The following is a 23,468-nucleotide window of genomic DNA, read 5'->3' as shown; positions in this document are numbered from 1 at the left end:
CCCGGTTCGGTCGACGCGTCAGTTCTCGTCGGACCCGTAGTGCTCGTCCACTCCGGACGAGTTGGAGCCCGCGTCCGACTGCGACGAGGTGGCCCCTGCAGGCGCCGACGCGGCGACCTTACCGTTGCCGTGACCGCGAGAGGCCCATTCCTCGCGGATGGCCTGCTGCGCACCCTCCGGCAGCGTGTCGAGCATCTCGGCCACCCTCTCCTCACGCCGGACCTCACCCTTGCGCTCCGGGCTGCCCGGAGTCGGCTGCATCTGCGGCGGCACTCCCTTGAGCTCGTCCTCGCCCGGGGATCCGTCGTTGTGCCCGGCCTCCGCATGCTTCATCTCCTCGCGCATCTGCGCGTCGTCCTTCTCCTCGGACATACCGATGGGACCGAGCTTGGAGCCGCGCAGGAACTGGCGGACGGACGGTTCCTCGCTGGTGAGCAGCACCTCGCGGGGTCCGAACATCACGAGCTTCTTGCGGTAGAGCATTCCGAGGTTGTCCGGCACGGTGCGGGCGAGGTTGATGTTGTGCGTGACGATGAGGATCGTCGCGTCGATCTGGGCGTTGATGTCGATGAGCAGCTGAGCCAGGTAGGTGGTGCGGACCGGGTCGAGACCCGAGTCGGGCTCGTCGACGAGGATGATCTCCGGGTCCAGCACCAGGGCGCGGGCCAGGCCTGCGCGCTTACGCATACCGCCGGATATCTCGCCGGGCAGTTTGCCCTCCGCCCCGGTGAGACCGGTGAGCTCGAGCTTCTCCATGACGATGTCACGGATCTCACTCTCCGACTTCTTCGTGTGCTCGCGCAGCGGGAACGCGACGTTGTCGTAGAGGTCCATGGACCCGAACAGTGCGCCGTCCTGGAACAGGACGCCGAACAGCTTGCGGATCTCGTAGAGCTCCTTGGCGGTGCACTGCAGGATGTCGGTGCCGTCGATGATGATCTTGCCGCGCTCCGGGCGCAGCAGCCCGATAAGGGACTTGAGGAACACCGACTTGCCGGTACCCGACGGACCGAGCAGCGCACTGACCTCGCCCTCGGGAAGGGTGAACGTGACGTCCTCCCAGATCTTCTGCGAACCGAAGGACTTGGTCAGACCCTCGACGGAAACCTCGACACCCACGTCAACCACTCCTCACTGCGGCCCTGATCTGTGGCCACGGTCACTGTAAACTACCGCTCCGGAGGCGTGCTTTGTTACATCCCGACCAAAAGTGTTCCGCTACCGCAGCCGGAGAGCAGGCGGGCGTGGGGAAATGGCGCGAGTGGAACGCAAATGGGACAGGGACGGCCCGGCGATATCGCCGGGCCGTCCCTGGTGAAGCGGTGGTGCGTCAGATCACTTGAGGGTGACCGTCGCGCCGGCCTCCTCGAGCTTGGTCTTGGCGGCCTCGGCGGCCTCCTTGTCGACCTTCTCGACGATCGCCTTGGGGGCGGACTCGACGAGATCCTTGGCCTCCTTGAGGCCCAGGCCCGACACGAGCTCGCGCACGACCTTGATGACGCCGATCTTCTTGTCGCCGGCCGACTCGAGGACGACATCGAACTCGTCCTGCTCGGCGGCGGCCTCGCCACCGGCAGCCGGGGCGCCGGCAGCGGCGACGGCGACCGGAGCGGCCGCGGTGACCTCGAAGGTGTCCTCGAAGAGCTTCACGAACTCGGAGAGCTCCAGAAGAGTCATCTCCTTGAAGGCCTCGAGCAGCTCGTCGTTGCTGAGCTTCGCCATGGTGGCGTCCTTTCTGTTGGTCCCGGTGCCGTCAGACGGCCCGGAAGCATGTGGGGTTATCAGTTCTTCTTGTCCTCGAGCGCCGCGAACAGACGTGCCAGCTGCGAAGCGGGCGCGTTGAACAGGCCGGCGGCCTTGGTCTGGTTACCCTTGAGGGCACCGGCCATCTTCGCGAGCAGGACCTCGCGGGACTCGAGATCGGCGATCTTGTCGAGTTCGGTGGCGGACAGCGGTGAGCCGTCCATGACACCGCCCTTGATGACGAGCGCCTTGTTGTCCTTGGCGAAGTTCTTGAGCGCCTTGGCGGCGTCCACGACCTCACCGGTGACGAACGCGATGGCGGTGGGACCGGACAGGAGGTCATCGAGACCCTCGACTCCGGCTTCCTCAGCCGCACGCTTGACCAGGGTGTTCTTGGCCACGGTGTACGTGGCCGCGTCACCCAGCGTCTTGCGCAGTTCGGTGACCTGCGGGACGGAGAGTCCGCGGTACTCGGTGACCACGGCGGTCGTGGAGTTCTGGAAGTGCTGCTTGATCTCCTCGACGGCCTGGACCTTTGCGGGCTTTGCCATGTTTCGCCTCCTTTCTGCATCATCTCGCCCGAGAAAACACGAACGCCCCGTGCGCAGGTGGCACGGGGCGTGGAGGAGCTGGCACGGGCCCCTGGGGACCCACGGCACATCCGACGCTGACCGGTGTTCTCCTGCGCGGGCCGTCCGGGCGCTCCCGGACCCTTCGACCACCCCCGGCGGGAGCGGCGACCTGCGGTCTTCGGTGAAACTTGATCAGGTGCCCGAGAGCAGAGCTCCCAGGCGTTCAAACTTCGGACCCAAGGATATAGGCGGCCGCCGTCGCATACCAAATCCGCCCGGGGGCGACGAATGGCGGGCCGGTCGGCTTTCTGACACATTGGTGCGGTGTCCCCAGCCCCGTCTCGCCTCGCCGTCGTCTACAACCCCACCAAGGTCGGAATCGACGAGGTCCGCCGCCTCGCCGAGGAGCGGGCGTCCAGGCACGGGTGGACGGATCCCGTCTTCTACGAGACCACCGAGGAGGACCCGGGCACCGGTCAGGCGGCACGGGCGGCCGCCGACGGTGTCGGACTGGTGATCGCGTGCGGCGGCGACGGCACCGTACGGTCGGTGGCGCAGGGCCTGCTCGGCACCTCGGTGCCGATGGGAGTCGTCCCCCTGGGAACCGGGAACCTGCTCGCCCGCAACCTCGACGTCCCGTTGGACGATGTCGACCGTGCGTTGCGTGTCGCCATGAGCGGTCGGAGCCGCGCGATCGACCTCGGCGAGGTCCACTACACCGACGGCGACGGCGTGTCCCACGATGACGTGTTCCTCGTGATGCTCGGCGCCGGGATGGACGCCGACATGATCGCGGGCACCGACGACAAACTGAAGGCACGGGTGGGCTGGCTCGCGTACGTCGGCGCGTTCGCCAACACGCTGTTGCGCGGCCACCGGATCCGGGTCGAGTACGCCCTCGACGACGGATCGCCGATCCAGACCCGCGCGCGCACCCTCCTGGTGGCCAACTGCGGGATGCTGCAGGCGGGGATGGTGCTGTTGCCCGACGCCGTCATCGACGACGGACTCCTGGACGTTCTCGCTCTGCGCGCCAAGGGCCCTCTCGGGTGGGCGCAGGCGGGTGCGGTGCTGGCCCATCACACGTTCCAGCACCGGCTCAAGCCGATACTGCGGAGGAACTCCACCCCGGAGAGCGGGAAAGAAGAGCATCGGACCCGGCCACTGGATTTCCGCCAGGGCGTGAGGATCACCGCCCGCGTGTTGGAGAAACCGGCCGCGTTCCAGATCGACGGCGAGGACTGCGGCACCGTGACCGAGTTCTCGGCGCGGATCAAGCGGAGGGGGCTCACGGTCCGGGTGGCGGTCTGACCCGCGCTCCCCGACCTGGCCCCGGAGGTCAGGTCTCGGGCTTCACCAGCAGCGCCAGCACGTCGTGGATCTCCTCCACGGTGGGCACGGGCAGCGCTGAGCGCCCGTAGACGAACCCGATGCCGGCGTACACCAAGACGCCGGCGCGGATCCTCGCCCCCCGTTCGGAGAACCCGAGTTCGACGAACGCGTCGTGGACCACCCGCAGGATGCGTTGGTCCAGTTCGGCAACCGCCTCGGCGACGGTCTCGTCCGCCCTGGCCCATTCGCGGATCGCGGCCTCCCCCTCCCAGGCGCGGGATTCCACGAGCATCGCGCTCATGGTCTCCAGCCGTGCGTCGGGTGGCATCTCCTCCATGGTGACCAGACCACGGGCGGCGTCCATCTCCTGCGAGAAGTAGAGCCTGGCGATGGCGGCCATGAGCGCGTCGAAGTCGGCGAAATGCCAGTAGAAGCTACCCTTCGTGACGCCGAAGTCGGCGCACAGTCTGCTGATCTTGACCGCGGACCTGCCCTCGGTCATGAGCAGGTCCAACCCGGCGCGGGCCCAGTCCTCCGCCGAGAGGCGCCCCGTGCGCGGACCGGTCGGCCGGGCGGACCACGTCGACCCCTGGGTCATCGGCCCGCCGCACCGTGTCGTGTCGTCATCGTCGTCAGCCTACGTCGGACCCAGAGCCTCCACGACCAGACCGCGTGAGTCCGGGTCCCGCCCGAGCTCGCCGTGCCACACGGGCCGGCCGCCCGCGAACGGCCGGACGACCCGCACCTCCGTGCCGGGCGGGGACTGTTCCAGCGGTGGGTGCACGAGCAGGTCGACCGTCGAGACGATGTCGGTATAGACCACCCCGCGCGTCCGGAGGCCGTCCGCGTGGAGCCGGACCAGCAGGTCCGAGCCACGTACGGCCTCCCGACACCCCTCGCAGATCGGGTCCATCCAGGTGCGTTCCCAGGCGAGGACCGCGTCGTAGGTCCCCAGTGCGCGGCTGAGGTTCTCGACGTCGGCGATCCCCAGCACGTTGGTTCCGTTCCACACCGGCCCCACCGTGACCAGGGCACTGATCGGCGGCTCGGCCCGGCCGGTGCGTCCGACGGCGAGTTGGACGGCGCGCTGGGCCACGAGTCCGCCGACCCCCTTGGCCACCACCGCCACAGGCTCCTGCGACGGCGCGGTGGCGATCCCGGGAACGGGCACGGCCGCGCCAGCATCCGCATCGGCGCTCGCGGATATCCAACCCCTGTCGCGGGCGAGGTCGACCGCTGCCGCGTCCACGCCGGTCAGACCTCCGACGGGGAGCGGGACGTCACCCGGCCGGGGGCGTCCCCAGTCGACGGCGACGGGGCACCACCCGGCCGACCGGAGGTCATCGGCGAGCAGGTCCCAGTCCCCTGCTGTCCCCGCCAGGTCGTGGACCAGTAGCACCTCGGGGCCCGTGCACGCCCGGCGCCCCATTGTCGCCGTGTCCGCCGTCGCCGGTGGTGACCCCGCGTGAAGCAGTGCCACGCACACGGTTATCACCCTCAGGAGTCGGCTCATGTCCCGTCGGGCCATCTCTCCCCCGGTCGCTCGGTGAACCCCGCCTCCAAACCATACCGTAGGGTACTGTGACTCGCGTCATAGCAACGGGAGGTCTCATGGTCGGGTTCGGTGGCGGCGCTCGGGGGCCCGTGGTGACGCGGCGGCGATTACTCGGCACCGCAGCCGGGGTGGCGGGCACGGGACTGGTCGGCGCATCCGCCACCCGCGCGCAGGTCGGCCCGGGTTCGCTCGGCGCGGGTTCGCGCGGCCCGAGCCCGCTGTTGTTCCACTCGCCCGCCCTCGAGGCCTACGTGGACGAGCTCCCACGCCCGGATGTCCTGCGGGGTGAGTCGTTAGAGCTCGCCGCACGGACGGGCACCCACCGGTTCCACCGGGATCTCCCGCCGACGATGACCCTGGGTTACGGCGCGGCCGGTTACCTGGGTCCGGTGATCGAGGCACACGCCGGAGTGCGGACGACGCTGACCTACCGCAATGAGATCTCAGCCCACCCACACGCCGCGGACATCGACGCGAGCCTGCACGGACTGTCGGAGTCGGTGCGTACCCGGGTACCCACGTCGCTACACCTGCACGGCGGGGTCACCGAGCCCGCCAGCGATGGCCACCCGGAGCAGTCGTCCCTCCCCGGGCAGGGCCACGTCCACCACTTCGACAACCGGCAGGAGGCGGCCGGGCTCTGGTACCACGACCACGCCATGGCCATCACCCGCCTCAACGTCTACGGCGGTCTCGCGGGCGGCTACCTCCTACGCGACCGGTTCGACACCGGACGTCCCGACAATCCGCTGGGACTGCCCGCCGGCGAGTTCGAGATCCCGCTCGTCCTGCAGGAGAAGATCGTCCGCCCGGACGGCGCGGCGTCCATGCGCTCCACCCCGATCGTCCCGGAAGGGCACTGGGAAGGCGGGGCGGTGGGCGACGTCGGACTGGTCAACGGGGTGATCTGGCCGAGTGCGGAGGTCGCCCGCGGGCTCTACCGGCTGCGCATGGTCAACGCCGCATCGTTCAGCAACTGGATGCTGCACCTGTCCCGGCCGCTGGCCATGTGGGTGATCGGGATGGAGGGCGGCCTGCTCGCCGCGCCCGCCAGGGTGGACGGATTCCGGCTGGGCCCGGGTGAACGGGCGGACGTGCTCGTCGATTTCTCGGGTCTCGCGCCAGGCGAGACCGTGGAGCTGCTCAATTCGGAGGAGGCCGCTCCCCAGGCCGCCCAGATCGGAGCGGTGAAGCTCGGGAGTCTCATGCGGTTCCGGGCCACGAACGCCAGGGGCCACACGGGACCCGTCCCGTCGACCCTGCGCGGCGGCACCGGCCAGCCCCCGGCACTCGCGCCGGTCACCCGCGCACCGGCGGTGCGCAACGTCTCTCTGAGCCAGCCCAGCGACATTCGGATTCCACCGTCGATGATGAGTCTGAACAACCTGCGGTGGTCCAGTGAGCAGATCGAGATGCCACGCCAGGGGTCGGTGGAGATGTGGAACATCGTCAACGCCACCCCGGATCCGCACCCGATCCATATCCACCTGGTGCACTTCCGGGTGCTGTCCCGCCAGGCGGTCGACACCATCGCGATGTGTCTGCGGCAGCCCCAACCTCCCACCGGGATCAAGTGGACACCGGACCCCGATCCCTTCGTGGTGGGACCCGTCCGTGCGCCCGAGCCGTGGGAGACGGGGATGAAGGACACCGTCATCGCCGACCCCAACTCCGTGACCAGGGTCCTGGTCCACTTCCCGACCGCCGACGACCTCGGATTCGACCCCGACGCGACCTTCCCGGCAGCGGTGTCCCTCGGCGGACACGAGGCCGGGGGACACGGAAACGTGCACGCCCACGGAGCGGAACCGCGGGTTGACCGCCTCGGAGGCGATTACATCGGGTCCGTCGCTCCCCCGGCAGCCCACCACCGCAAGGACACGCTGCAGGGATACGTCTGGCACTGCCACATCCTCGACCACGAGGACCACGACATGATGCTCCGCTACAGGACGGTGACCTGATGCCAGCCGAGACCACTCCCACCGAGAGCCAGAGCCGGCCCGTCGACCACTTCCAACGGATCCCCTATCAACCGGCCACCGACGGCCGGATCGAGATGCACTCCGGACTGTCGCGCCACTACCCGACACTGCACGCCAACCTCGTGGAGCTCCCGGGATCCTCCCGTCGCCGTGGAGTCATCATGTGCCACCCGGCGTCGAACTTCCTCAGCCATTTCCTGCTCGCCGCCCTCGCACGGGCGGGCCAGCCCGCGATGGGCCTCAACACCCGGTACGCCAACAACGAACCCGCACTGCTCATGGAGCGGGCGGCGGCGGACCTGGGCACCGGCATCCGGTGGATGCGTGAGGAGCTGGGTTTCGAGGAGATCGTCCTCTTGGGCTTCTCCGGCGGGGGCTCACTGGCGACGTTCCACCAGTCGCGCGCCGACGGCGTCGAGGCCGCCGACGCGCTGATGCTGGTCGGTGCGCACCCCGGCCGGGCACGGGTCCTGAGTCACTGGATCGACCCGGCGGTGACCGATGAGGACGACCCCTGGTCGGTGGACCCGGAGCTGGACCTGTTCGCCCCCGGCCGCACCGCGCCGTTCGACCCGGAATGGGTGGCGCGCTACCGCGCGGCGCAGGCGGAGCGGATGCGCCGGATCGACCGACGGGCCGTCGAGGCCCTCGCGCGTCTCGAGAAGGACGGCGGATCCGACCGCGGGTTCGTGGTCCACCGGACCACTGCCGACCCCCGCTTCCTCGACCTCACCCTGGATCCCAGCGATCGCGAGGCGGGATCGATGTACGGCGATCCGAAGGCGGCCAACACCGCGGCCGGCGGGCTCGCCCGCTTCGTCACCGCCCGCAGCTGGCTGAGTACCTGGAGCCCGGAACACACCGCCGCCGACGCCCTCTCCGACCTGCCCCGCATCACGGAACCGACCCTCGTCGTGAGTCTGCTCGGCGACCAGGCCGCGTTCGCCGAGGACTCCCGGCTCATGGCCGCCTGTTCGGCGGACCCCGAGGTCGAGTTGGTGGAGATGCGCCACCTCAACCACTACCTGGTCGACCAGCCGGACGGCCTCGACCGTGTCATCGCCGGGCTCCTCGGGTGGATGGACGGAAGGCTCGGTCGCTCACCCGCACCCCACACCGCGCAGGACGAGGAAGGACTGTCATGACCAGAACCAGCCACGACTCCGTGACCATCGACGTGGGCGACGAGGTCGGCATCCACTCCGACCGGGCCGCCGTGCCCGACGGCGTCCGCTGCCCCACCCGGTTCGCCTACTGGGAGGGCCGCGAGAACCCCGCGTTCCGTCGCCTGCGCTCCGCGATACTCAGGGTGACCGGGTTCGACCTCCTGCCCACCGACGAGCAGGCGGCCGCCGTCTGCGAGGACCTGTTCTCCGGCGATCCCGTCGCAGAGCGGTTCGTCGACGAGGTGTACCACGGCGAGACGGGGCCCGAGGAGACCAGGCGGATGCTCGACCGGGCCCTCGCGGACGGCATCGACTCGCTCGACGACGTGCCGGACTCCATGCGGGAGCTGTTCGCGGAGTTCGAGACCGTCCCGGACTGGGTCGACCCGGCCCTGATCGAGGAGGGCGCCAGGATCTGGCGGCGCTGGGGGACCATGCTGTTCAGCTTCGCCGGCGCCGAGACCCTGGAGATCTACACGGAGTCGGCGGTGGCCACCCCCTTGTCGTTGGCGGGCGGGTACGCCGGGGACAACGCCCTACGGCGCTTCCTCGAGACCTGCCGGTTCTGGATCGACGTGTCCGAACCGGGGGCGCTGCTCCGACCCGGCTCGCAGGGTCGGGCCACGGCGATGAAGGTCCGGGTCATGCACGTCTCGGTCCGCTCACGGGTCGCCTCGCACGGAGAGTGGGACATCGAGAAGTGGGGGCTGCCGATCAGCCAGTCCTACATGGTGCTCACGCTCATCGCCGGCTCCGTCACCCCGGGGTTCGGTCTCTGGGCGCTCGGCTACCAGACCAGCCTGCGCGAGATCCGGGCCCTGATCCACTTCCAGAAGTACATGGGCCACCTGCTCGGGGTGCGGATGCGGTGGTACCCGGAGACCATCGCCGACAGCGTCCGCATGCTGCTGATGGCGATGCTCTCCCGTTCCCACGACTCGGGGGGACACGGGCGCGAACTCATCGAGTCCTACCCGCAGGCGTTCGCACCCCGCGAGGGCCACACCGGCCTGCAACGCCTCCGTGAGCACTACAACTTCCGGATCAACTCGGTCTACTCGGCGATGTTCATGGCCCCGGGCACACGCCGGAAGTACCGGATGCCCGCCGCGCTGCCGTGGGCGCTCATCCCGGTGGCCCGGTTCCCGCTCATCGCCGCCGTCGAGTTCGCCCGGCGGGTGCCTCCCGTCGGCCGGGTGCACGAGCGCGTCATGTGCTGGCACCGCGAGAACTGGTACCGCGCACAGATGGCCGGCCGCGAGGCCGCATTCGATGCCTCCGGCGCCCTGCGGCGCTGATCCCGTGGCCCGGTGCCGACCGGACCCGAACCGGCCCCGGTGCCGGCCCCGGCCCACCGATTCCCCTGCTCCCCTGCTCCCCGACCGAGAGAGATCCCCATGACCCTCCTGCAAGGCCCGTCCCTGAACATCGTCGAGGCGTGGAACGGTCCCGGTCGCCGGGACGGTCACCTCACGGACGTGGTGCCCGCGGACAATGCCGCCCACCTCGACTCCGACAAGCAGGCGTTCGAGCACTGGTACTTCGACGCCCACCTCGACGACGGCCGGATCGTGGTGGTCATGCTGCAGAGCCGCGAGCTCGTCCGGCGCCGACCCGGTGTGGAGATCCACCTCTACTCCCCGGACGGTCAGCGGAGGGAGTCCAACCGACACCACTCCGACGCCGAGCTCAGCGTCTCCACCGAGAAGGTCGACGTCGCGATCGCCCACCACAGTGCGGTCCTGGTCGACGAGGTGGACGGTCTGCCCGTCTACCGGGTGAAGGCCGAGCAGGACGGCATCGGCGTGGACCTGACCTTCCATGCGGAGGTGCCGCCGTGGATGCCCGGTCGCGGCCGCACCAGTTACACGGACCGGGAGTACTTCGCCTGGTGCGTGGGCGCGCCCCGGGCCCGGGTCGAGGGCACCGTCAGCGTCGACGGCCGTGCCGAGCAGGTGAGCGGCCGCGGGTACCACGACCACAACTGGGGCGTCGGGGACATGAAGCGCATCATCTCCAAGTGGTACTGGGGGCGCCTCTACACCGACGAGATCTCTCTGGTCTACGCCATGGTGCAGACCACCGGGCGCTACGGCTCCCACTGGTCCCAGCCGATCATGGTGGCCCGGGGGCGCGAGGTCGTGCTGTCCGAGGGCGAGGTGGACATCACCGAGGGGCCGGCGGTGTTCGACGCCGTCGCCGACCGCTCGTACCCGTCGTTCCTGCGCCTCGAGGTCCCGGGGAAGATCGACCTCACCCTCACCGTGCGGGAGATCGTCCACGCACACGATCTGCTCTCCGATGTTCCGGTGGTGGGTCGCCCGCCACTGAACAAGCTGGTCAAGAAGGCCGTCGGGCACCCGGGATACTTCCGGTTCCGCTCCGACTTCGACCTCACCGTGACCATCGACGGTAGGCAGGAGACCCACACCGGACAGACCCTCCACGAGATGGTCGCGCTGTCGTGAGCCCCGACAGCACCTCAGCCTCGGGCGTCCCGCGACTCGACTACCTGCACGGTTTCGCCGGCCACCACCAGACGGAGGCCGAACCGGGCGCGCTGCCACGTCGCCAGAACTCGCCGCAGCGCGCCCCCCTCGGCCTCTACGCGGAGCAGCACTCCGGCACCGCCTTCACAGAGCCGCGGGCGGTCACGCGCCGCACCTGGAGCTACCGCATCCGGCCGTCGGTCGCCCACACCGCCTTCCGCCGGCGCGCCGGGCTCGACGGCTGGCAGGCCGCACCCTCGGCCGCGGGGATCGCCTCCCCCAACCGGCTGCGCTGGAACCCGCCGCCGGTGCCCGCCCCGGGGGTCGACTTCCTCGACGGGATCCAGACCTACGGGACCTGCGGCGACGTCGGACAGCGCACCGGCGTGGGCATCCACTGGTACGCGGCCTCGGCGTCGATGACCGACCGCTACATGGTCGATGCCGACGGCGAGCTGCTCATCGTGCCGCAGGCCGGGCCGATCATGCTGCTCACCGAGTTCGGACGGCTCGTGGTCTCCCCCGGCGAGTTCGCCGTGATCTGCCGGGGCGTGCGGTTCCGCGTCGACCTGCTCGGTGAGACCGCCTCGGGTTACGTGCTGGAGAACTACGGTGCCGCACTGACCCTGCCCGACCTCGGCCCGATCGGCGCGAACGGCCTGGCCGACGCCCGCCACTTCCGCTACCCCACCGCCTGGTACGAGGACCGTGAGGACCCCGTCGAGCTGTGGCAGCGGTTCGGGGGTCGCTGGTGGTCGGTCGAGCTGGACCACTCCCCGCTCGACGTGGTGGCCTGGCACGGCAACCACGCCGCGTACGTGTTCGACCTCGACGACTTCTGCCCCCTCAACACCGCGCTGTGGGATCACCCGGACCCGTCCGTGTTCACGGTCCTGACCTCACCGGGTCCGTTCGAGGGGCAGGCGAATGCCGACTTCGCGGTGTTCGGCGACCGCTGGGTCGTGGCCGAGGACACCTACCGGCCTCCGCACTTCCACCGCAACCAGATGTCCGAGTTCATGGGGCTGGTCCGCGGCTCCCACGACTCCAAGGCCGAGGGATTCGTCCCGGGCGGGGCGTCACTGCACAACCAGTGGTCCGCGCACGGTGCCGACCGCGAGACCTTCGAGATGGCCGGCGAGGCGGACCTGGTGCCGCAGAAGCTCACCGGCTCGCTGCCCTTCATGTTCGAGACCAGGTTGGCCCTGGCGGTGACCGACTCCGCCATGGTCGCCGGCCACCGTCAACCCGACTACGACTCGTCGTGGACCGGGATAGAGCGTCGCTTCCGCCGCGGATGACCTCGCCGTCGTCGTCGAAGTCGTCACCACCCCGACCCACCCGTCCCGCCACCACCTCGTTCCACCACCACCCTCTATAGGAGTAAAGCAATGACCGCGACGTTCCCCGAAGTAGCACCTCTGACCCTCCCCGACACCGGGCTACGCATCGGCGGCCGGGCCGTCGCCCCCGCCGCCGGCGGGACCCTCGACGCGGTCAACCCGGCCACCGAGGAGCGGATCACCGGACTCGCGGCCGGCACCGCCGTGGACGTGGACCGGGCCGTCGCCGCCGCCCGGGAGTCGTTCGAGTCCGGGGTGTGGTCGCGCATGCCCGGTGCCGAACGGGGGCGGATCCTCATGCGCGCCGCCGACCTCATCGAGGAGCACGCGGGCGAGCTGTCCACCCTCGAGACCACGGAGATGGGCAAGCTCTACCTGCACACCGTCGGTGGGGACATCCCCGCCGCCGCCGGGGTGTTCCGCCACTACGCCGGCTCCGCCGACAAGATCTACGGCCAGAGCGCGCAACTGCCGAACGTCGGCGACCAGCGTCGGTTCGGGTTCACCCTGCGCCAGCCCCTCGGGGTGGTCGGCGCGATCACGCCGTGGAACAACCCCACCGTGGTGGCATCGTGGAAGGTCGCCCCGGCCCTCGCCGCCGGGTGTTCGGTGGTGCTCAAGCCCGCCGAGGACGCCTCACTGGCCCCGCTCCGCCTGGCCGATCTGCTCGCCGAGGCCGGAGTGCCGGACGGGGTGTTCAACGTGGTCACCGGTACCGGGGAGACCGCCGGCGCCGCGTTGGCCGCACACCCGGGCGTGGACAAGATCACCTTCACCGGTAGCCCGCGCGTGGGGCGTCAGATCCAGATGCTGGCCGGGGACAGGTTCCGCAAGGTCACGCTCGAGCTGGGCGGCAAGGCCCCGCAGCTCGTCTTCGGCGACGCGGACCTGGAGTCGGCCATGCCGTGGATCGCGATGGGCAATTTCTACCACCAGGGCCAGGTCTGCGCGGCCGGCACCCGCGTGGTGGTGCACGAGTCGATCGCCGATCAGGTGGTCGAGGGACTGGCGGAGTTCGCGCGGTCCTCGGTGGTGGGCGACCCGTTCGATCCCGCGAGCACACAGGGCACGATCGTCAGCCGGCGCCAGTTCGACCGGATCATGGGGTACATCGACGCGGGCCGGGCGGAGGGCGCGGACCTCGTCACGGGCGGTGGCCGGGTCGGCGACCGCGGCTACTTCATCGAGCCGACCGTGTTCCGCGGCGACAACTCGCTGACGATCGCCCGCGAGGAGATCTTCGGCCCCGTTGCCACGGTCATCACCTTCTCCGACACCGACGAGGCCGTGCGCATCGCCAATGACACCCCCTACGGGCTCAACGCGTTCATCTTCTCGCGCGACCTGTCCACCGTGCACTCGGTGATCCCGCAGCTGCGGGTGGGTACGGTCTGGGTCAACGGCTGGGGCGTGCCGGACCCGTCGCTGCCCTGGGGCGGCCGCGAGGCCAGCGGCATCGGGCGCGAGCTCGGGGTGAGCGGCCTGGAGGCCTTCACCGAGGAGAAGACCGTGCACCTAGGGTTCTGAGAACACCGACCCGCGGGACGAGGAGGCACCGGACGTGACAAAGGGTGTGGGCGAACAGGACGCGGAGCAGGCGCGGACGGGCCCGTTGGCCGGGATGCTCGTGCTGGAACTGGGCACCCTCATCGCCGGGCCGTTCGCCGGCCGTCTCCTCGGGGACATGGGCGCCCGGGTCATCAAGATCGAGGATCCCGGGCGCCCGGACCCGCTGCGCACGTGGGGCCAGGGCGAGCGTGACGGTCGTCGCCACTTCTGGACCGTCCACGCCCGCAACAAGGAGTCCGTCACCCTGGACCTGCGCAGCGAGGACGGCGCCGCGCTCTTCCTGGACCTGGTGGCCCGGGCCGACGTGATGGTGGAGAACTTCCGCCCCGGCACGCTGGAGAAGTGGGGGCTGGGCCCGGACCGGCTGCACGAGGTCAACCCGGGTCTGGTGATCGGGCGGGTGTCGGGCTACGGGCAGACCGGGCCGCAGGCCACCCGCGCCGGGTACGCCTCAGTCGCCGAGGGCGTGTCGGGCCTGCGACACCTCAACGGTTTCCCAGACATGCCCCCGCCGCGCATGGCCCTGTCGATCGGCGACACCCTCGGGGGCATGTTCGCCGTCCAGGGGATCCTCGCCGCGCTGCTGGCCCGCACCACCACCGGCCGCGGCCAGGTGGTCGACGTCGCGCTGACCGAGTCGTGCCTGGCGGTGCAGGAGTCGGTGATCCCCGACTATGACGCCGCCGGGGTCGTGCGCGGCCCGTCCGGAACCCGACTGGAGGGCATCGCGCCGTCCAACCTGTACCGCGCCGCCGACGGGCCGTGGGTGATCATCGCCGCCAACCAGGACACCGTGTTCCGTCGGCTGTGCGCCGCGATGGGGCGTCCCGACCTGGCGGAGGATCCCCGCTTCGTCGACCACTCCGCGCGCGGGGTGCACCAGGACGAGATCGACGCGATCATCGCCGACTGGGCCGCCGAGCGCACCGCCGAGCAGATACGCGAGACCCTCGAGGCCGCCGGCGTGGTGGTGGGCCCGGTCAACACCGTCGCGGACGTGGTGCGCGACGAGCAGTTCCTCGCCCGCGACATGATCGTGCCGCACACCGTGCCGGGCGTCGACGACACCGTGCTCGGCCCCGGCGTGGTGCCCGTCCTCGGCGACACCCCGGGTTCGGTCCGGCGCGGTGGGACGCCGGAGCCCGGCTTCGACAACGCCGCCGTCTACCGCGACCTGCTCGGCATCGACGCGGATCGCCTGTCCGACCTGGCCGCCCGCGGTGTCATCTGATCCGCCGCGCGGAGCGGCCGGGAGGCGTCCGGCGCTGACGACCGTGCTGCTGGTGGCCCTGGTGCTCGCCGCCGCGATCGCCGTGGCCGTGCCTACGTCGTCGGTGTGGGCGCGCCGCGCCGCCGACGCTGACCGCGCGCGCCTGACCTCCGCTGCCACCGAGGTCGCCGTACTGCTGTCGTCACTGTCCACCGGCGACGCCGAGGCCTCCCTGGATCGGCTCACCGCCCTGGGTACCGGCCGGTTCCGCGAGGAGGTGACCGGACGACGGGCGGAGGTGCTACGCCTTGTCGACGACGACGAGGTGCGCTCCAGCGCGCGGGTGGTCGCTTCCGGGGTCGAGCAGGACGTGGCCGTCCGCGGCATCCTCGACGGTGGGCTCGTCGACAGCGGGGACGAACCCGCACGGGCTCGCCTGCTGGTGGCGGTCCGGTCCGAGGTGAGCAACACGCGGACCGAGGCCGCGCACGCGGGATCCGAGGCGCGCGGCGATGCCGGTGCCGACGACGTCGACGACACCGGTGAGGGCGACCGTGCCGGTGAGCGGCTGTGGCGCTGGCGGATCGAGGCCGTGATCGAGGACGGCCGCGCCGTTGTGGCCTCGGCCGAGGTGGCGGTGTGAGGGCGAGGTCAGCCCCGGGGCAGGGTCCAGTCGAACTCGCGGCCGTTGCCGTGCGCACCGGCCGAGGCCCGCGACCGCGAATCCTCGCCGAGCTCGCCCAGCATGCGATCGGATGCTGCGACCAGCTCGTGGAACCGGCCGGGGTCCAACCAGTCGGGGCGCAGGGCGAACAGCACGTCCTCGGTGGCCGTGTTCCCGGACGCGCCGGGGGCGAACGGGCAGCCCCCGAGGCCGCCGAGCGCCGCGTCCACCATGCGCGCTCCCGCGTCCACGGCGGCGAGGGTGTTGGCCACGCCCATCCCCCACGTGTCGTGGCCGTGGAAGACGATCCGGCGGTCACCGGCCGGCTCGACAGCGGCGGCGACGAGGTCGCCCACCTGCCGTGGGTGCGCCTGGCCGAGGGTGTCTGCCAACACCACGTCGACGGTGCCCTCGCCGCGCGGGTCGGCGACCAGCTCGAGCACGCGCGCCGGATCGACCGGCCCGGTGATCGGGCAGGTGAACGTGGTCGCCAGGCAGAGCTGGACGGTGCCGCCCACCGCCGCGGCGGCCTCGACGGCCTCCGGGAGTGCGTCCATGCTGGTCGCGGTGTCGCGGCCGATGTTGGCCGTGTTGTGCTCGTCGGTCACCGACAGGCAGTACTGGAACCGGCGGACGCCGGCGTCCGCGGCCCGGCGGACGTGGCCCGGGGTCGCGACCCACACCCAGCAGCGGTCGCGGTCGGACTCCTCGAGGGCGCCGACGACGTCGAGGGTGTCCGCCAGTGCCGGGACGAGGTCCGGCCGGGCCATGGACCCCACCTCGAGCTCCGGGACCCCGAGGCCGAGCAGGGTCCGCACGAGCTCGACCTTGGAGGTGGTGGACAGCCTGCCGTCGGTGAGCTGGAGCCCGTCGCGCAGGGCGACGTCGCGGACGGCGACGGAACTCATCGGGTGCGTGGTCATGGGGTCATCCTCCCGTATCGGCGTGCGGCGGGGGGCCTGACATGTCGGTCGGCGGCACGGTGAGCCGCGCGCGGGTCAGGACCGTCCTGGTCGTGCTGCTGGTGGTGCTGGCGGTCGCCGCGGTCGGCCTGACCGTGGTCGACCGACGGGCCGCGGAACGGCAGCGGCTGGCCGCCGGTGCGGTGGCCGCGGCGGAGGCCGCCTCGCTGGCGGTCCTGGACTACCGGCCCGAGACCGTGGCCGAGGACCTCGCCGCCGCCGAGCCACTCCTGGCCCCGCCGTTCCTCGACCACTTCCGCGAGCAGAGCCGGCAGGTCACCGTGCCGCGCAGCACCGCCGGTCAGGTGGCCTCCTCGGCGCGTTCGGCGGGCTCGGCTCTCGCGGGGCTGGACGGGGACGACGCGCTCGTCGTCGTCTTTCTGGACCGCCACACGATCGGCGCCGACGGCATCCCCCATGTACTCCAGACCGTGGTCGAGGTGGGGCTGATCCGCGACGGGGACCGGTGGCTTGTCTCGGGGTTCACGCCGCGCTGACCCCGGCGACGGCGCGCTCCTCCGCGGGGGTCGCACCTGGGGCTCGCACATCCGGGGCGTGTACAACCGGGGTCGGCGTCACCGGCGCGGACATCGACGCCGGCTCACCGGGGCGGGGACAGCAGATCACCGACGTCCACCGGGCCGGTCGGACGGTCGAACGCCGAGACCCCCGCGCCGGCGGTGGGATACACACCGGTGCCCCGGTCGTACGAGCGCGGCGTGGCGACCACGGAGACCCCCGCGGCCCCGGCCTTCTCCCGGCACAGCGTGACCGTGGCGGCACGGACCCCGGGGTACTCCATGCACGGCATGTTGCGGGCGCCCCGCACCGCGACGGGCGAGTCCTCCGGCACCTTGCAGTACAGGTCGCGGGGCGTCTCGGGCACGTCGAGCTCGGTCGGCGAACGCCGCTGGTCGGCCGGCAGGAATCCCGTGGTGCACGGCGGCGGGTCGTTGTAGCTGTTGACGAAGAAGGTGTTCTGTGCGGGCATCGCGTCACCGGAGTTGGGCAGCGCGGCCGACTGGGTGGAGTCCATGATGGCCGGGAACAGCACGAGGATCTGCTCGATCGACGGCGTGTACACGGCCGCGACCTGCTCGACGGTCACCAGGTTGGACAGCAGCAGCGGCCACGTCGGCGACAGTTCCTGGAAGGCCCTGATCGTCTCGCCCGCCGCGGCCGGCGCCCCGGCGATCACCCCGCGCAGCGCCGGGTCGGCGGCGGCCACGTCGCCCGCCACGCGGTCCACCGCCGCGGCCCACTCGCGCACGTCCGGCGACGACGCGGCCTGCGCCTCGAGCAGCGGCGCCGTCTGCCGGAGCAACGCCGCCCACTGCTCGCGATCGCGTCCGGCGCCCTCGGCCAGCAGGGTGAGCGCGTCGACGGAGGAGGACAGATCGCGTCCCGCGCCGCCGACGCCGCGCGAGGCCTCGTCGACGAGTGAGGTCAGTCGCGCCGGGCCCACCGAGTCCAGGGTGGCCTCGAGAAGGTCCACGGTCTCGGACACCGACACCGGCAGGCGGACCCGGTCGGCGCTGATGACGTCGCCGTCGGAGAGGTGGGGGCCGCCGGGCGTCTCGGGGACCAGGTCGACGATGAGCTCCCCCACCGCCGACATCGCGCCGACGTACGCCGTCGCGTCGGCGGGGATCCGCGCGTCGCCGTCGATCAGCAGCGTCGCCCGCGCGCCGGCCGGGATCATCTCCAGGTGACGCACGCGCCCCACCTCGACCCCGCGGTAGAGGACGTTGGCCCGTGGGTACAGCCCGGACGCGTCGCGCATCTCCAGCGTGACCTCCATGCGGCCCCAGCCGAGGTGCTGTGGGATGCGGGCGAACGAGAACACCACCAGCACGAACGCCACGGTGCCGACGAGCACGAACGCCAGCAGCTTGAGCGCCATCGTGCGGTCGGCGCCGCTCATCCCCCGCCAGCCCCGCCTCATGCGCCGGCCTCCCCTGCGGGGGCGGGCGCGGCCTCGGGCGACGGCGGCGCCGGGTGCGGGGGCGACTGCGGCGGGGGTGGCGGGGGCGGGGCGAGCACGTCGCCGAGCCCGTCGCGGGCCGGCTCCACGGGTGGGGCGGGTACGCCCAGGATGGTGTCGAGCGAGGCCAGCGACCCCTCGAACGGTGTGCCGATGAGCAGCGCGGTGTCCAGGACCGGCAGCCGAAGGTCGAGGATGACCGTGCCGTTGGCGTAGTCCCCGCGCACCGCGTTGCGGTAGGTGTCCAGCGGGAACGGGAAGGTGGCCAGGTAGCGCAGGGACTCGGTGAGCGAGTCCCCCGAATCCGCCAGTCCCTGCAGGACGGGGTCGAGGGACTCCAGACCGGCACGGAGGTCACCGCCGGAGGCCTCGACGACACGGCCCGCGGTCGCGGTGACGGTGTCCACCGCGCGGGTGGCCTCGACGAGCCGCTGCCGCCGCTGCGCGAGGACCTGGAGTGCGGGCCCGAGGTCGGCGACCCCGCCCTCCACCTCGTCGCTGCGCACCGCGAGTTCGGTCGAGAGCCCCTCCAGTGCCTCCAACGCCTCCACGATGTCCTCCTTCTGCGCCTCGAGCCCGGTGAGCAGCTCGCTGAGGCGTCCCACCACCGCCCGGACCTCGTCGGTGCGGCCGGTCATCGCGACGTCGAGTTCCCCGAAGACCTCCGCCGCCTGGGCCAGGCCGCTGCCGCCGAGTGCCGCCGCGAGCGTGGCCAGCGTCTGCTCGGTGGTGGGGTACCCGCCGCTGCGTTCCACCGGGACGAGGTCGCCGTCGGACAGCGTGCCCTCGGCGGGTTCGCCCGGAGGTGCCGACAGCTCGAGGTGGGACGCACCGAGGAGACTGCTCTGCCCCACCCGGGCCGTGGCGTTGCGCGGCAGGCGGACCTCCCCGTCGAGGTCGATCGTCACCTCGGCGAACCCCGGGCCGAGGCCGATGTCGGCGATGCGGCCCACCGTCACGTCGCCGACCCGGACACGGGCATTGCGGTCCAGGGTGGTGGCGTCGGCGAGCTGCACCGTCACCGAGTAGCCGTCCGGCCCGCCCCCGGCCGTCCCGGGCAGCGGGAGACTGTTGGGCCCCTTCCAGTCGCAACCGCTCATCGTCGTCGTCGACACGACCAGCAGCGCCGCGCCCACGGCGCGCCGCCCGGTCACCGGACGCCCTCGGTGAGCAGGTCGATCACGCCGACGCGACCGTCCGCCGGGCCGGCGGGGGTCGGGGACGCGTCGGCGGGGGTCGCGAGGGCGGGAGCCGGCCGCAGGTGGTCGTGGGTGTAGTCGAGCTGGTGCGGCAGCGCCCCGACGCCGCGGCTGGGATTGATCGCCACGGGCGGGTAGTCCACCGCCAGCGCGGTGAGCGTGGGGCCGAGCAGTCGCACGCACTCCTCGGAGGCGGTGTGCACGTCGGTCTCCTCTGCAGCGGCCAGAGCGGAGCAGATGAACTGCATCGGGTTCGCGAAGTCGGTCAGCGCGAGGGACGAGATCACCGCGTTCTGCGACGGCTGGTAGATCCCCTGCAGGTTCGACAGCGCGGTGGGTGCGACGTGCAGGATCTGGGCGATGTCGTCGCGCTGCTCGGCCAGCACCGTCAGCAGGTCGGTGGTCGTCCGGGCGGTTTCGATGCCCACCTGCCGGTTGTCGCGGACGAAGTCGCGGACCTCGTCGACTGCCAGGTCGAGCTCGGTGAGCGCCGGGCCGATCTCCCCCCGGCCGCGGGACACCGAGACGGTCACCGCCGCCATCACCTCGTTGAAGGTGGTGATCTGCTCGCCGGAACCCTCCATCGCGGCGGTGAAGGCCTCGAGGTTGCGGACGGTGGCGAAGAGGTCGTCGCGGCCGTCGGAGACGGTCTGCAGCGCCGCGCTGAGCTGACGGACCGTGTCGCGGACGTCGTCACCGCGATCGTCGAGCACCTCGTCCGCGGCGGCCACCGCGGGTGGTCCGGTCGACCCCGATCGTGGCCCCCTCCGGTAGCGGGGCGGGCGTGCCGACGGCGACCGCGTGACCCAACCATACCCAGGGGAATTGTCGAGCGGGTGGGAGGTCACAGTGTGCTCCGGGCTGCCGTACCGCGCGTGCGAACGCGAGGGAATCCGTGCCCGCGGCCGCTCGTTGCGATGGCGTCTCGCCCTCGCCGCAGCCCCATCTCGCCCACAGCCGCGCACGAACATGGCGTCTCGCACGCCCCGAAGTGAAGGCGAGACGCCATCGCGAGGAGCGGCTGCGTGGGGGGCGGGCATGCCAACACGCGAGACGCCATCGGGAGGAGCGGCTGCGGACCGGGAGGCCGGGCGGCCGGGCGGCCGGCGGCACCAGGCATGCCGGGAAATGCGGGAAGGCCCCGCGTCCGGATAACCGGTCGCGGGGCCTTCAGCCGAGCTGGTGGCGTCTCAGCCGAGCAGATCAGCTCGCTGCGGAGTCGGAACCCGCCTCGAGGAGCTTGGAGATCGCCGACGGATCGACCGGGATGCCGGGGCCGGTCGTCGTGGAGATGGTGACCTTCTGCATGTAGCGGCCCTTGGAGGAGGACGGCTTGAGGCGCATGACCTCGTCGACCGCGGCCTGGTAGTTCTCCGTGAGCTGCTCCGTGGAGAAGGAGGCCTTGCCCACGATGAAGTGCAGGTTGTTGGCCTTGTCGGTGCGGAAGGTGATCTTGCCGCCCTTGATGTCGCCCACGGCCTTGGTCACGTCCATCGTGACGGTGCCCGTCTTGGGGTTGGGCATGAGGCCACGCGGGCCGAGCACGCGGGCCACACGGCCGACCTTGGCCATCTGGTCCGGGGTGGCGATCGCGGCGTCGAAGTCGAGCCAGCCGCCCTGGATGCGCTCGATGAGGTCCTCGGAGCCAACGACGTCGGCGCCGGCGGCCTCGGCCTCGGTGGCCTTCTCGCCCGCGGCGAAGACGATGACGCGGGCGGTCTTACCGGTACCGTGCGGAAGGTTCACGGTGCCACGGACCATCTGGTCCGCCTTGCGGGAGTCGACGCCAAGTCGCATGGCGACCTCGACGGTGGCATCCATCTTCGTCGAGCCGGTCTCCTTGGCCAGGGCCAGGGCGTCCAGAGGCGAGTACAGCTTGGTGCGGTCGACCTTCTCAGCTGCGGCCTTGAAGGCCTTGCTGTTCTTGCTCATGTCAGTTCCATTCCTGCCGCGTCTTCACGCGCGACGGTCGGGTGTGGTGCGGGCCTGAGCTGCCCTCCCACAGATGTTCGGGGGGTGGAGGTCAGGCCTCGACCGTGATGCCCATGGAACGGGCGGTGCCGGCGATGATCTTCGCGGCCTGGTCGATGTCGCTGGCGTTGAGGTCCTCCATCTTGGTCTGCGCGATCTCGCGGACCTGGTCCATGGAGACCTTGCCGACCTTGGCGGAGTGCGGGGTGCCGGAGCCCTTCTGCAGGCCGGCGGCCTTGAGCAGGAGCTTGGCGGCCGGCGGCGTCTTCAGCTTGAAGTCGAACGACCGGTCCTCGTAGACCGTGATCTCGACCGGCACGACGTTTCCGCGCTGGTTCTCGGTGGCGGCGTTGTAGGCCTTGCAGAACTCCATGATGTTGACACCATGGGCACCCAGAGCCGGACCGACCGGCGGGGCCGGGTTGGCTGCGCCGGCCTGGATCTGGAGCTTGATGAGCCCTGAGACCTTCTTCTTCTTCGGAGGCATCGTCTTCCTCAGTCTTCCTGATTCTTCGACTGGATCTCGGCTCCGCGCTGTACACGCGGGAGGCCGACTGTCGTGTGCGCCCGCCTCCCCTGCATGACCCCCGGAAGGGCACGCGGGAACACAGGCGCAACCTTGGAGAGTCTACGCGCGCGGCCGGTCGGAACCCTAATCGCCGACACCGGCCATGCTGACAGACGAGCGACCCGCCCCACGCCGGGCGCGGGACGGGTCGTCGTGGGAGTTCTGCGGGTCAGTCGATCTTCTCGACCTGGGTAAAGCCGAGCTCCACCGGCGTCTCGCGACCGAAGATCGACACGAGGACCTTGAGCTTCTGCGCGGCCGGATCGACCTCGGAGATGGACGCGGGCAGCGTGGCGAACGGGCCGTCCATGACGGTGACCGACTCGCCGACCTCGAACTCCACCTCGACGGCCTGCGGGGCGAAGCCCTGGTCGTCGGCGGTGCCCGCGGCGGCGGACTTCTTCTCCGGCTTGGGGGCCAGGAACTTGGCCACGTCGCTCAGCGAGAGCGGGGTGGGCTTGCCGGCGGCGCCACCGGTCGCGCTGACGAACCCGGTCACGCCCGGGGTGTTGCGCACGACGCCCCAGGACTCGTCGTCGAGTTCCATCCGCACCAGCACGTAGCCGGGCAGGACCTTGCGGTTGGCGACCTTCTTCTGGCCGTTCTTGACCTCGGTGAACTCCTCGACCGGGACCTCGACCTGGAAGATCTTGTCCTCGGCACCGAGGGTCACGGCGCGGGTCTCGAGGTTGGCCTTCACCTTGTTCTCGTAGCCGGCGTAGGAGTGGATGACGAACCAGTCGCCGGGAAGCTTGCGCAGCTGACGCTTGAAGGCGATGATCGGGTCGATCGCGGGCGCGGCCGCCTCGTCGGCCGCGGCCGCCTCCTCGGCCGGAGCCCCCTCGGGCTCCTCGTCGGAGGTCTCGAGCGCGGACTCGGCGAGCTCGTCCTCCGCAGCGGTCTCGTCGCCCTCGGGGACGGTCTCACCCTCGACGTCCTCGTCGAGCTCGGTCTCGACCGCGTCGGTGGCGGCGTCCTGGTCCAGCTCGGCGCCTGCCGCGACGGTGTCGGCGGCGTCAGCCTCGGTGTCGGCGTCGATGGTGTCGGCGTCGATGGTGTCGGCGGGGTCCGCAGCCGTGTCACCGAGCACCGCGTCCGCCTCGCTCGCGGCCTGCTCGGCGCCCTCGGCCTCGGGGCTCTGATCGATGTCGCTCAC

22 protein-coding genes are annotated in these 23,468 nt (G+C 71.1%); 10 read left to right on the top strand and 12 right to left on the bottom strand.

Annotated features, from left to right (window positions below; all coding sequences use genetic code 11):
- Window positions 1-18: 18 nt before the first annotated feature.
- The 3 genes from G6R20_RS03530 to rplJ all read right to left on the bottom strand — a co-directional run bounded on the left by G6R20_RS03530 (window position 19) and on the right by rplJ (window position 2,294).
- On the bottom strand, window positions 19-1,119 hold the full coding sequence (locus G6R20_RS03530) for an ATP-binding cassette domain-containing protein (RefSeq protein WP_096907023.1): 1,101 nt from the start codon (window positions 1,117-1,119) through the stop codon (window positions 19-21).
- 216 nt (window positions 1,120-1,335) lie between these two features.
- Window positions 1,336-1,722: a 50S ribosomal protein L7/L12 gene (gene rplL, locus G6R20_RS03525; protein WP_007631805.1), complete on the bottom strand. Its 387-nt coding sequence runs from the start codon at window positions 1,720-1,722 to the stop codon at window positions 1,336-1,338.
- 59 nt (window positions 1,723-1,781) lie between these two features.
- A complete protein-coding gene (gene rplJ / locus G6R20_RS03520; RefSeq protein WP_007631803.1) occupies window positions 1,782-2,294 on the bottom strand; it encodes a 50S ribosomal protein L10 in 513 nt (170 codons plus the stop codon).
- 345 nt (window positions 2,295-2,639) lie between these two features.
- Here rplJ and G6R20_RS03515 point away from each other — a divergent pair, with 345 nt between their 5' ends.
- The gene (locus tag G6R20_RS03515; RefSeq protein ID WP_119192185.1) at window positions 2,640-3,626 is read left to right on the top strand and encodes a diacylglycerol kinase family protein; all 987 of its coding nucleotides are present in this window, start codon (window positions 2,640-2,642) and stop codon (window positions 3,624-3,626) included.
- 28 nt (window positions 3,627-3,654) lie between these two features.
- Here G6R20_RS03515 and G6R20_RS03510 read toward each other — a convergent pair whose 3' ends face one another.
- Together G6R20_RS03510 and G6R20_RS03505 are read right to left on the bottom strand one after the other, a co-directional pair.
- A complete protein-coding gene (locus G6R20_RS03510) occupies window positions 3,655-4,245 on the bottom strand; it encodes a TetR/AcrR family transcriptional regulator (RefSeq protein WP_119192186.1) in 591 nt (196 codons plus the stop codon).
- A gap of 39 nt (window positions 4,246-4,284) precedes the next feature.
- On the bottom strand, window positions 4,285-5,127 hold the full coding sequence (locus G6R20_RS03505) for a lipase (RefSeq protein WP_163375574.1): 843 nt from the start codon (window positions 5,125-5,127) through the stop codon (window positions 4,285-4,287).
- 101 nt (window positions 5,128-5,228) lie between these two features.
- Between G6R20_RS03505 and G6R20_RS03500 the strand changes: the two genes are divergently transcribed.
- From G6R20_RS03500 to G6R20_RS03465, 8 genes are all read left to right on the top strand, one after another.
- Window positions 5,229-7,166, top strand: coding sequence for a multicopper oxidase domain-containing protein (locus G6R20_RS03500; protein WP_240341247.1), 1,938 nt, complete (start codon window positions 5,229-5,231; stop codon window positions 7,164-7,166).
- Window positions 7,166-8,332: an alpha/beta hydrolase gene (locus G6R20_RS03495; RefSeq protein ID WP_163375573.1), complete on the top strand. Its 1,167-nt coding sequence runs from the start codon at window positions 7,166-7,168 to the stop codon at window positions 8,330-8,332. The genes G6R20_RS03500 and G6R20_RS03495 overlap by 1 nt, the downstream gene beginning before the upstream one ends.
- On the top strand, window positions 8,329-9,651 hold the full coding sequence (locus G6R20_RS03490) for an oxygenase MpaB family protein (RefSeq protein ID WP_163375572.1): 1,323 nt from the start codon (window positions 8,329-8,331) through the stop codon (window positions 9,649-9,651). The genes G6R20_RS03495 and G6R20_RS03490 overlap by 4 nt, the downstream gene beginning before the upstream one ends.
- Before the next feature lie 99 nt (window positions 9,652-9,750).
- Window positions 9,751-10,821, top strand: a complete 1,071-nt coding sequence (locus G6R20_RS03485) for a lipocalin-like domain-containing protein (protein ID WP_163375571.1) — start codon at window positions 9,751-9,753, stop codon at window positions 10,819-10,821.
- On the top strand, window positions 10,818-12,143 hold the full coding sequence (gene hmgA / locus G6R20_RS03480; protein WP_163375570.1) for a homogentisate 1,2-dioxygenase: 1,326 nt from the start codon (window positions 10,818-10,820) through the stop codon (window positions 12,141-12,143). The genes G6R20_RS03485 and hmgA overlap by 4 nt, the downstream gene beginning before the upstream one ends.
- Window positions 12,144-12,233: 90 nt before the next feature.
- Window positions 12,234-13,712 (top strand): aldehyde dehydrogenase family protein, encoded by a 1,479-nt coding sequence (locus tag G6R20_RS03475; RefSeq protein ID WP_163375569.1) that lies wholly within the window; start codon window positions 12,234-12,236, stop codon window positions 13,710-13,712.
- Window positions 13,713-13,806: 94 nt separating this feature from the next.
- Complete coding sequence (locus G6R20_RS03470) at window positions 13,807-14,985, top strand: CoA transferase (protein ID WP_163375725.1); 1,179 nt, start codon at window positions 13,807-13,809, stop codon at window positions 14,983-14,985.
- Window positions 14,975-15,607 carry a hypothetical protein gene (locus tag G6R20_RS03465; protein ID WP_163375568.1) on the top strand — a complete coding sequence of 211 codons (633 nt, stop codon included), beginning with the start codon at window positions 14,975-14,977 and terminating at the stop codon, window positions 15,605-15,607. Before G6R20_RS03470 ends, G6R20_RS03465 begins: the two co-directional genes overlap by 11 nt.
- A gap of 8 nt (window positions 15,608-15,615) precedes the next feature.
- Here G6R20_RS03465 and G6R20_RS03460 read toward each other — a convergent pair whose 3' ends face one another.
- On the bottom strand, window positions 15,616-16,551 hold the full coding sequence (locus G6R20_RS03460; protein ID WP_163375567.1) for a hydroxymethylglutaryl-CoA lyase: 936 nt from the start codon (window positions 16,549-16,551) through the stop codon (window positions 15,616-15,618).
- A gap of 41 nt (window positions 16,552-16,592) precedes the next feature.
- Between G6R20_RS03460 and G6R20_RS03455 the strand changes: the two genes are divergently transcribed.
- Window positions 16,593-17,087, top strand: a complete 495-nt coding sequence (locus tag G6R20_RS03455) for a hypothetical protein (protein WP_163375566.1) — start codon at window positions 16,593-16,595, stop codon at window positions 17,085-17,087.
- Between the two features lie 104 nt (window positions 17,088-17,191).
- On the opposite strand, the gene G6R20_RS03450 is transcribed toward G6R20_RS03455, so the two are convergent.
- The 6 genes from G6R20_RS03450 to nusG all read right to left on the bottom strand — a co-directional run bounded on the left by G6R20_RS03450 (window position 17,192) and on the right by nusG (window position 23,468).
- Complete coding sequence (locus G6R20_RS03450) at window positions 17,192-18,514, bottom strand: MlaD family protein (protein WP_163375565.1); 1,323 nt, start codon at window positions 18,512-18,514, stop codon at window positions 17,192-17,194.
- Window positions 18,515-18,531: 17 nt separating this feature from the next.
- Window positions 18,532-19,728 (bottom strand): MCE family protein, encoded by a 1,197-nt coding sequence (locus G6R20_RS03445; protein ID WP_240341246.1) that lies wholly within the window; start codon window positions 19,726-19,728, stop codon window positions 18,532-18,534.
- The gene (locus G6R20_RS03440) at window positions 19,725-20,504 is read right to left on the bottom strand and encodes an MCE family protein (RefSeq protein WP_163375564.1); all 780 of its coding nucleotides are present in this window, start codon (window positions 20,502-20,504) and stop codon (window positions 19,725-19,727) included. The genes G6R20_RS03445 and G6R20_RS03440 overlap by 4 nt, the downstream gene beginning before the upstream one ends.
- Before the next feature lie 472 nt (window positions 20,505-20,976).
- Window positions 20,977-21,705 (bottom strand): 50S ribosomal protein L1, encoded by a 729-nt coding sequence (gene rplA / locus G6R20_RS03435; RefSeq protein WP_163375563.1) that lies wholly within the window; start codon window positions 21,703-21,705, stop codon window positions 20,977-20,979.
- Between the two features lie 91 nt (window positions 21,706-21,796).
- On the bottom strand, window positions 21,797-22,231 hold the full coding sequence (gene rplK / locus G6R20_RS03430; RefSeq protein ID WP_154830598.1) for a 50S ribosomal protein L11: 435 nt from the start codon (window positions 22,229-22,231) through the stop codon (window positions 21,797-21,799).
- 250 nt (window positions 22,232-22,481) lie between these two features.
- Entirely contained in the window at window positions 22,482-23,468 is a 987-nt protein-coding gene (gene nusG, locus G6R20_RS03425) for a transcription termination/antitermination protein NusG (RefSeq protein WP_205475715.1), read from the bottom strand.

It is taken from the genome of Dietzia sp. Alg238-R159, assembly GCF_900537145.1.
Classification (GTDB): domain Bacteria; phylum Actinomycetota; class Actinomycetes; order Mycobacteriales; family Mycobacteriaceae; genus Dietzia; species Dietzia kunjamensis.
The sequence above is the reverse complement of the archived record's forward strand: the minus strand, read 5'-3'. Positions and strand labels throughout refer to the sequence as shown.

What these genes read in the sequence shown, in the direction of transcription:
- rplL (WP_007631805.1), bottom strand. Translation starts at nt 1,722, where the DNA reads ATGGCGAAGCTCAGCAACGACGAGCTGCTCGAGGCCTTCAAGGAGATG.
- rplJ (WP_007631803.1), bottom strand. Translation starts at nt 2,294, where the DNA reads ATGGCAAAGCCCGCAAAGGTCCAGGCCGTCGAGGAGATCAAGCAGCAC.
- G6R20_RS03510 (WP_119192186.1), bottom strand. Translation starts at nt 4,245, where the DNA reads ATGACCCAGGGGTCGACGTGGTCCGCCCGGCCGACCGGTCCGCGCACG.
- G6R20_RS03495 (WP_163375573.1), top strand. Translation starts at nt 7,166, where the DNA reads ATGCCAGCCGAGACCACTCCCACCGAGAGCCAGAGCCGGCCCGTCGAC.
- G6R20_RS03490 (WP_163375572.1), top strand. Translation starts at nt 8,329, where the DNA reads ATGACCAGAACCAGCCACGACTCCGTGACCATCGACGTGGGCGACGAG.
- G6R20_RS03485 (WP_163375571.1), top strand. Translation starts at nt 9,751, where the DNA reads ATGACCCTCCTGCAAGGCCCGTCCCTGAACATCGTCGAGGCGTGGAAC.
- G6R20_RS03475 (WP_163375569.1), top strand. Translation starts at nt 12,234, where the DNA reads ATGACCGCGACGTTCCCCGAAGTAGCACCTCTGACCCTCCCCGACACC.
- G6R20_RS03470 (WP_163375725.1), top strand. Translation starts at nt 13,807, where the DNA reads ATGCTCGTGCTGGAACTGGGCACCCTCATCGCCGGGCCGTTCGCCGGC.
- G6R20_RS03460 (WP_163375567.1), bottom strand. Translation starts at nt 16,551, where the DNA reads ATGACCACGCACCCGATGAGTTCCGTCGCCGTCCGCGACGTCGCCCTG.
- G6R20_RS03455 (WP_163375566.1), top strand. Translation starts at nt 16,593, where the DNA reads ATGTCGGTCGGCGGCACGGTGAGCCGCGCGCGGGTCAGGACCGTCCTG.
- G6R20_RS03450 (WP_163375565.1), bottom strand. Translation starts at nt 18,514, where the DNA reads ATGAGCGGCGCCGACCGCACGATGGCGCTCAAGCTGCTGGCGTTCGTG.
- rplA (WP_163375563.1), bottom strand. Translation starts at nt 21,705, where the DNA reads ATGAGCAAGAACAGCAAGGCCTTCAAGGCCGCAGCTGAGAAGGTCGAC.
- rplK (WP_154830598.1), bottom strand. Translation starts at nt 22,231, where the DNA reads ATGCCTCCGAAGAAGAAGAAGGTCTCAGGGCTCATCAAGCTCCAGATC.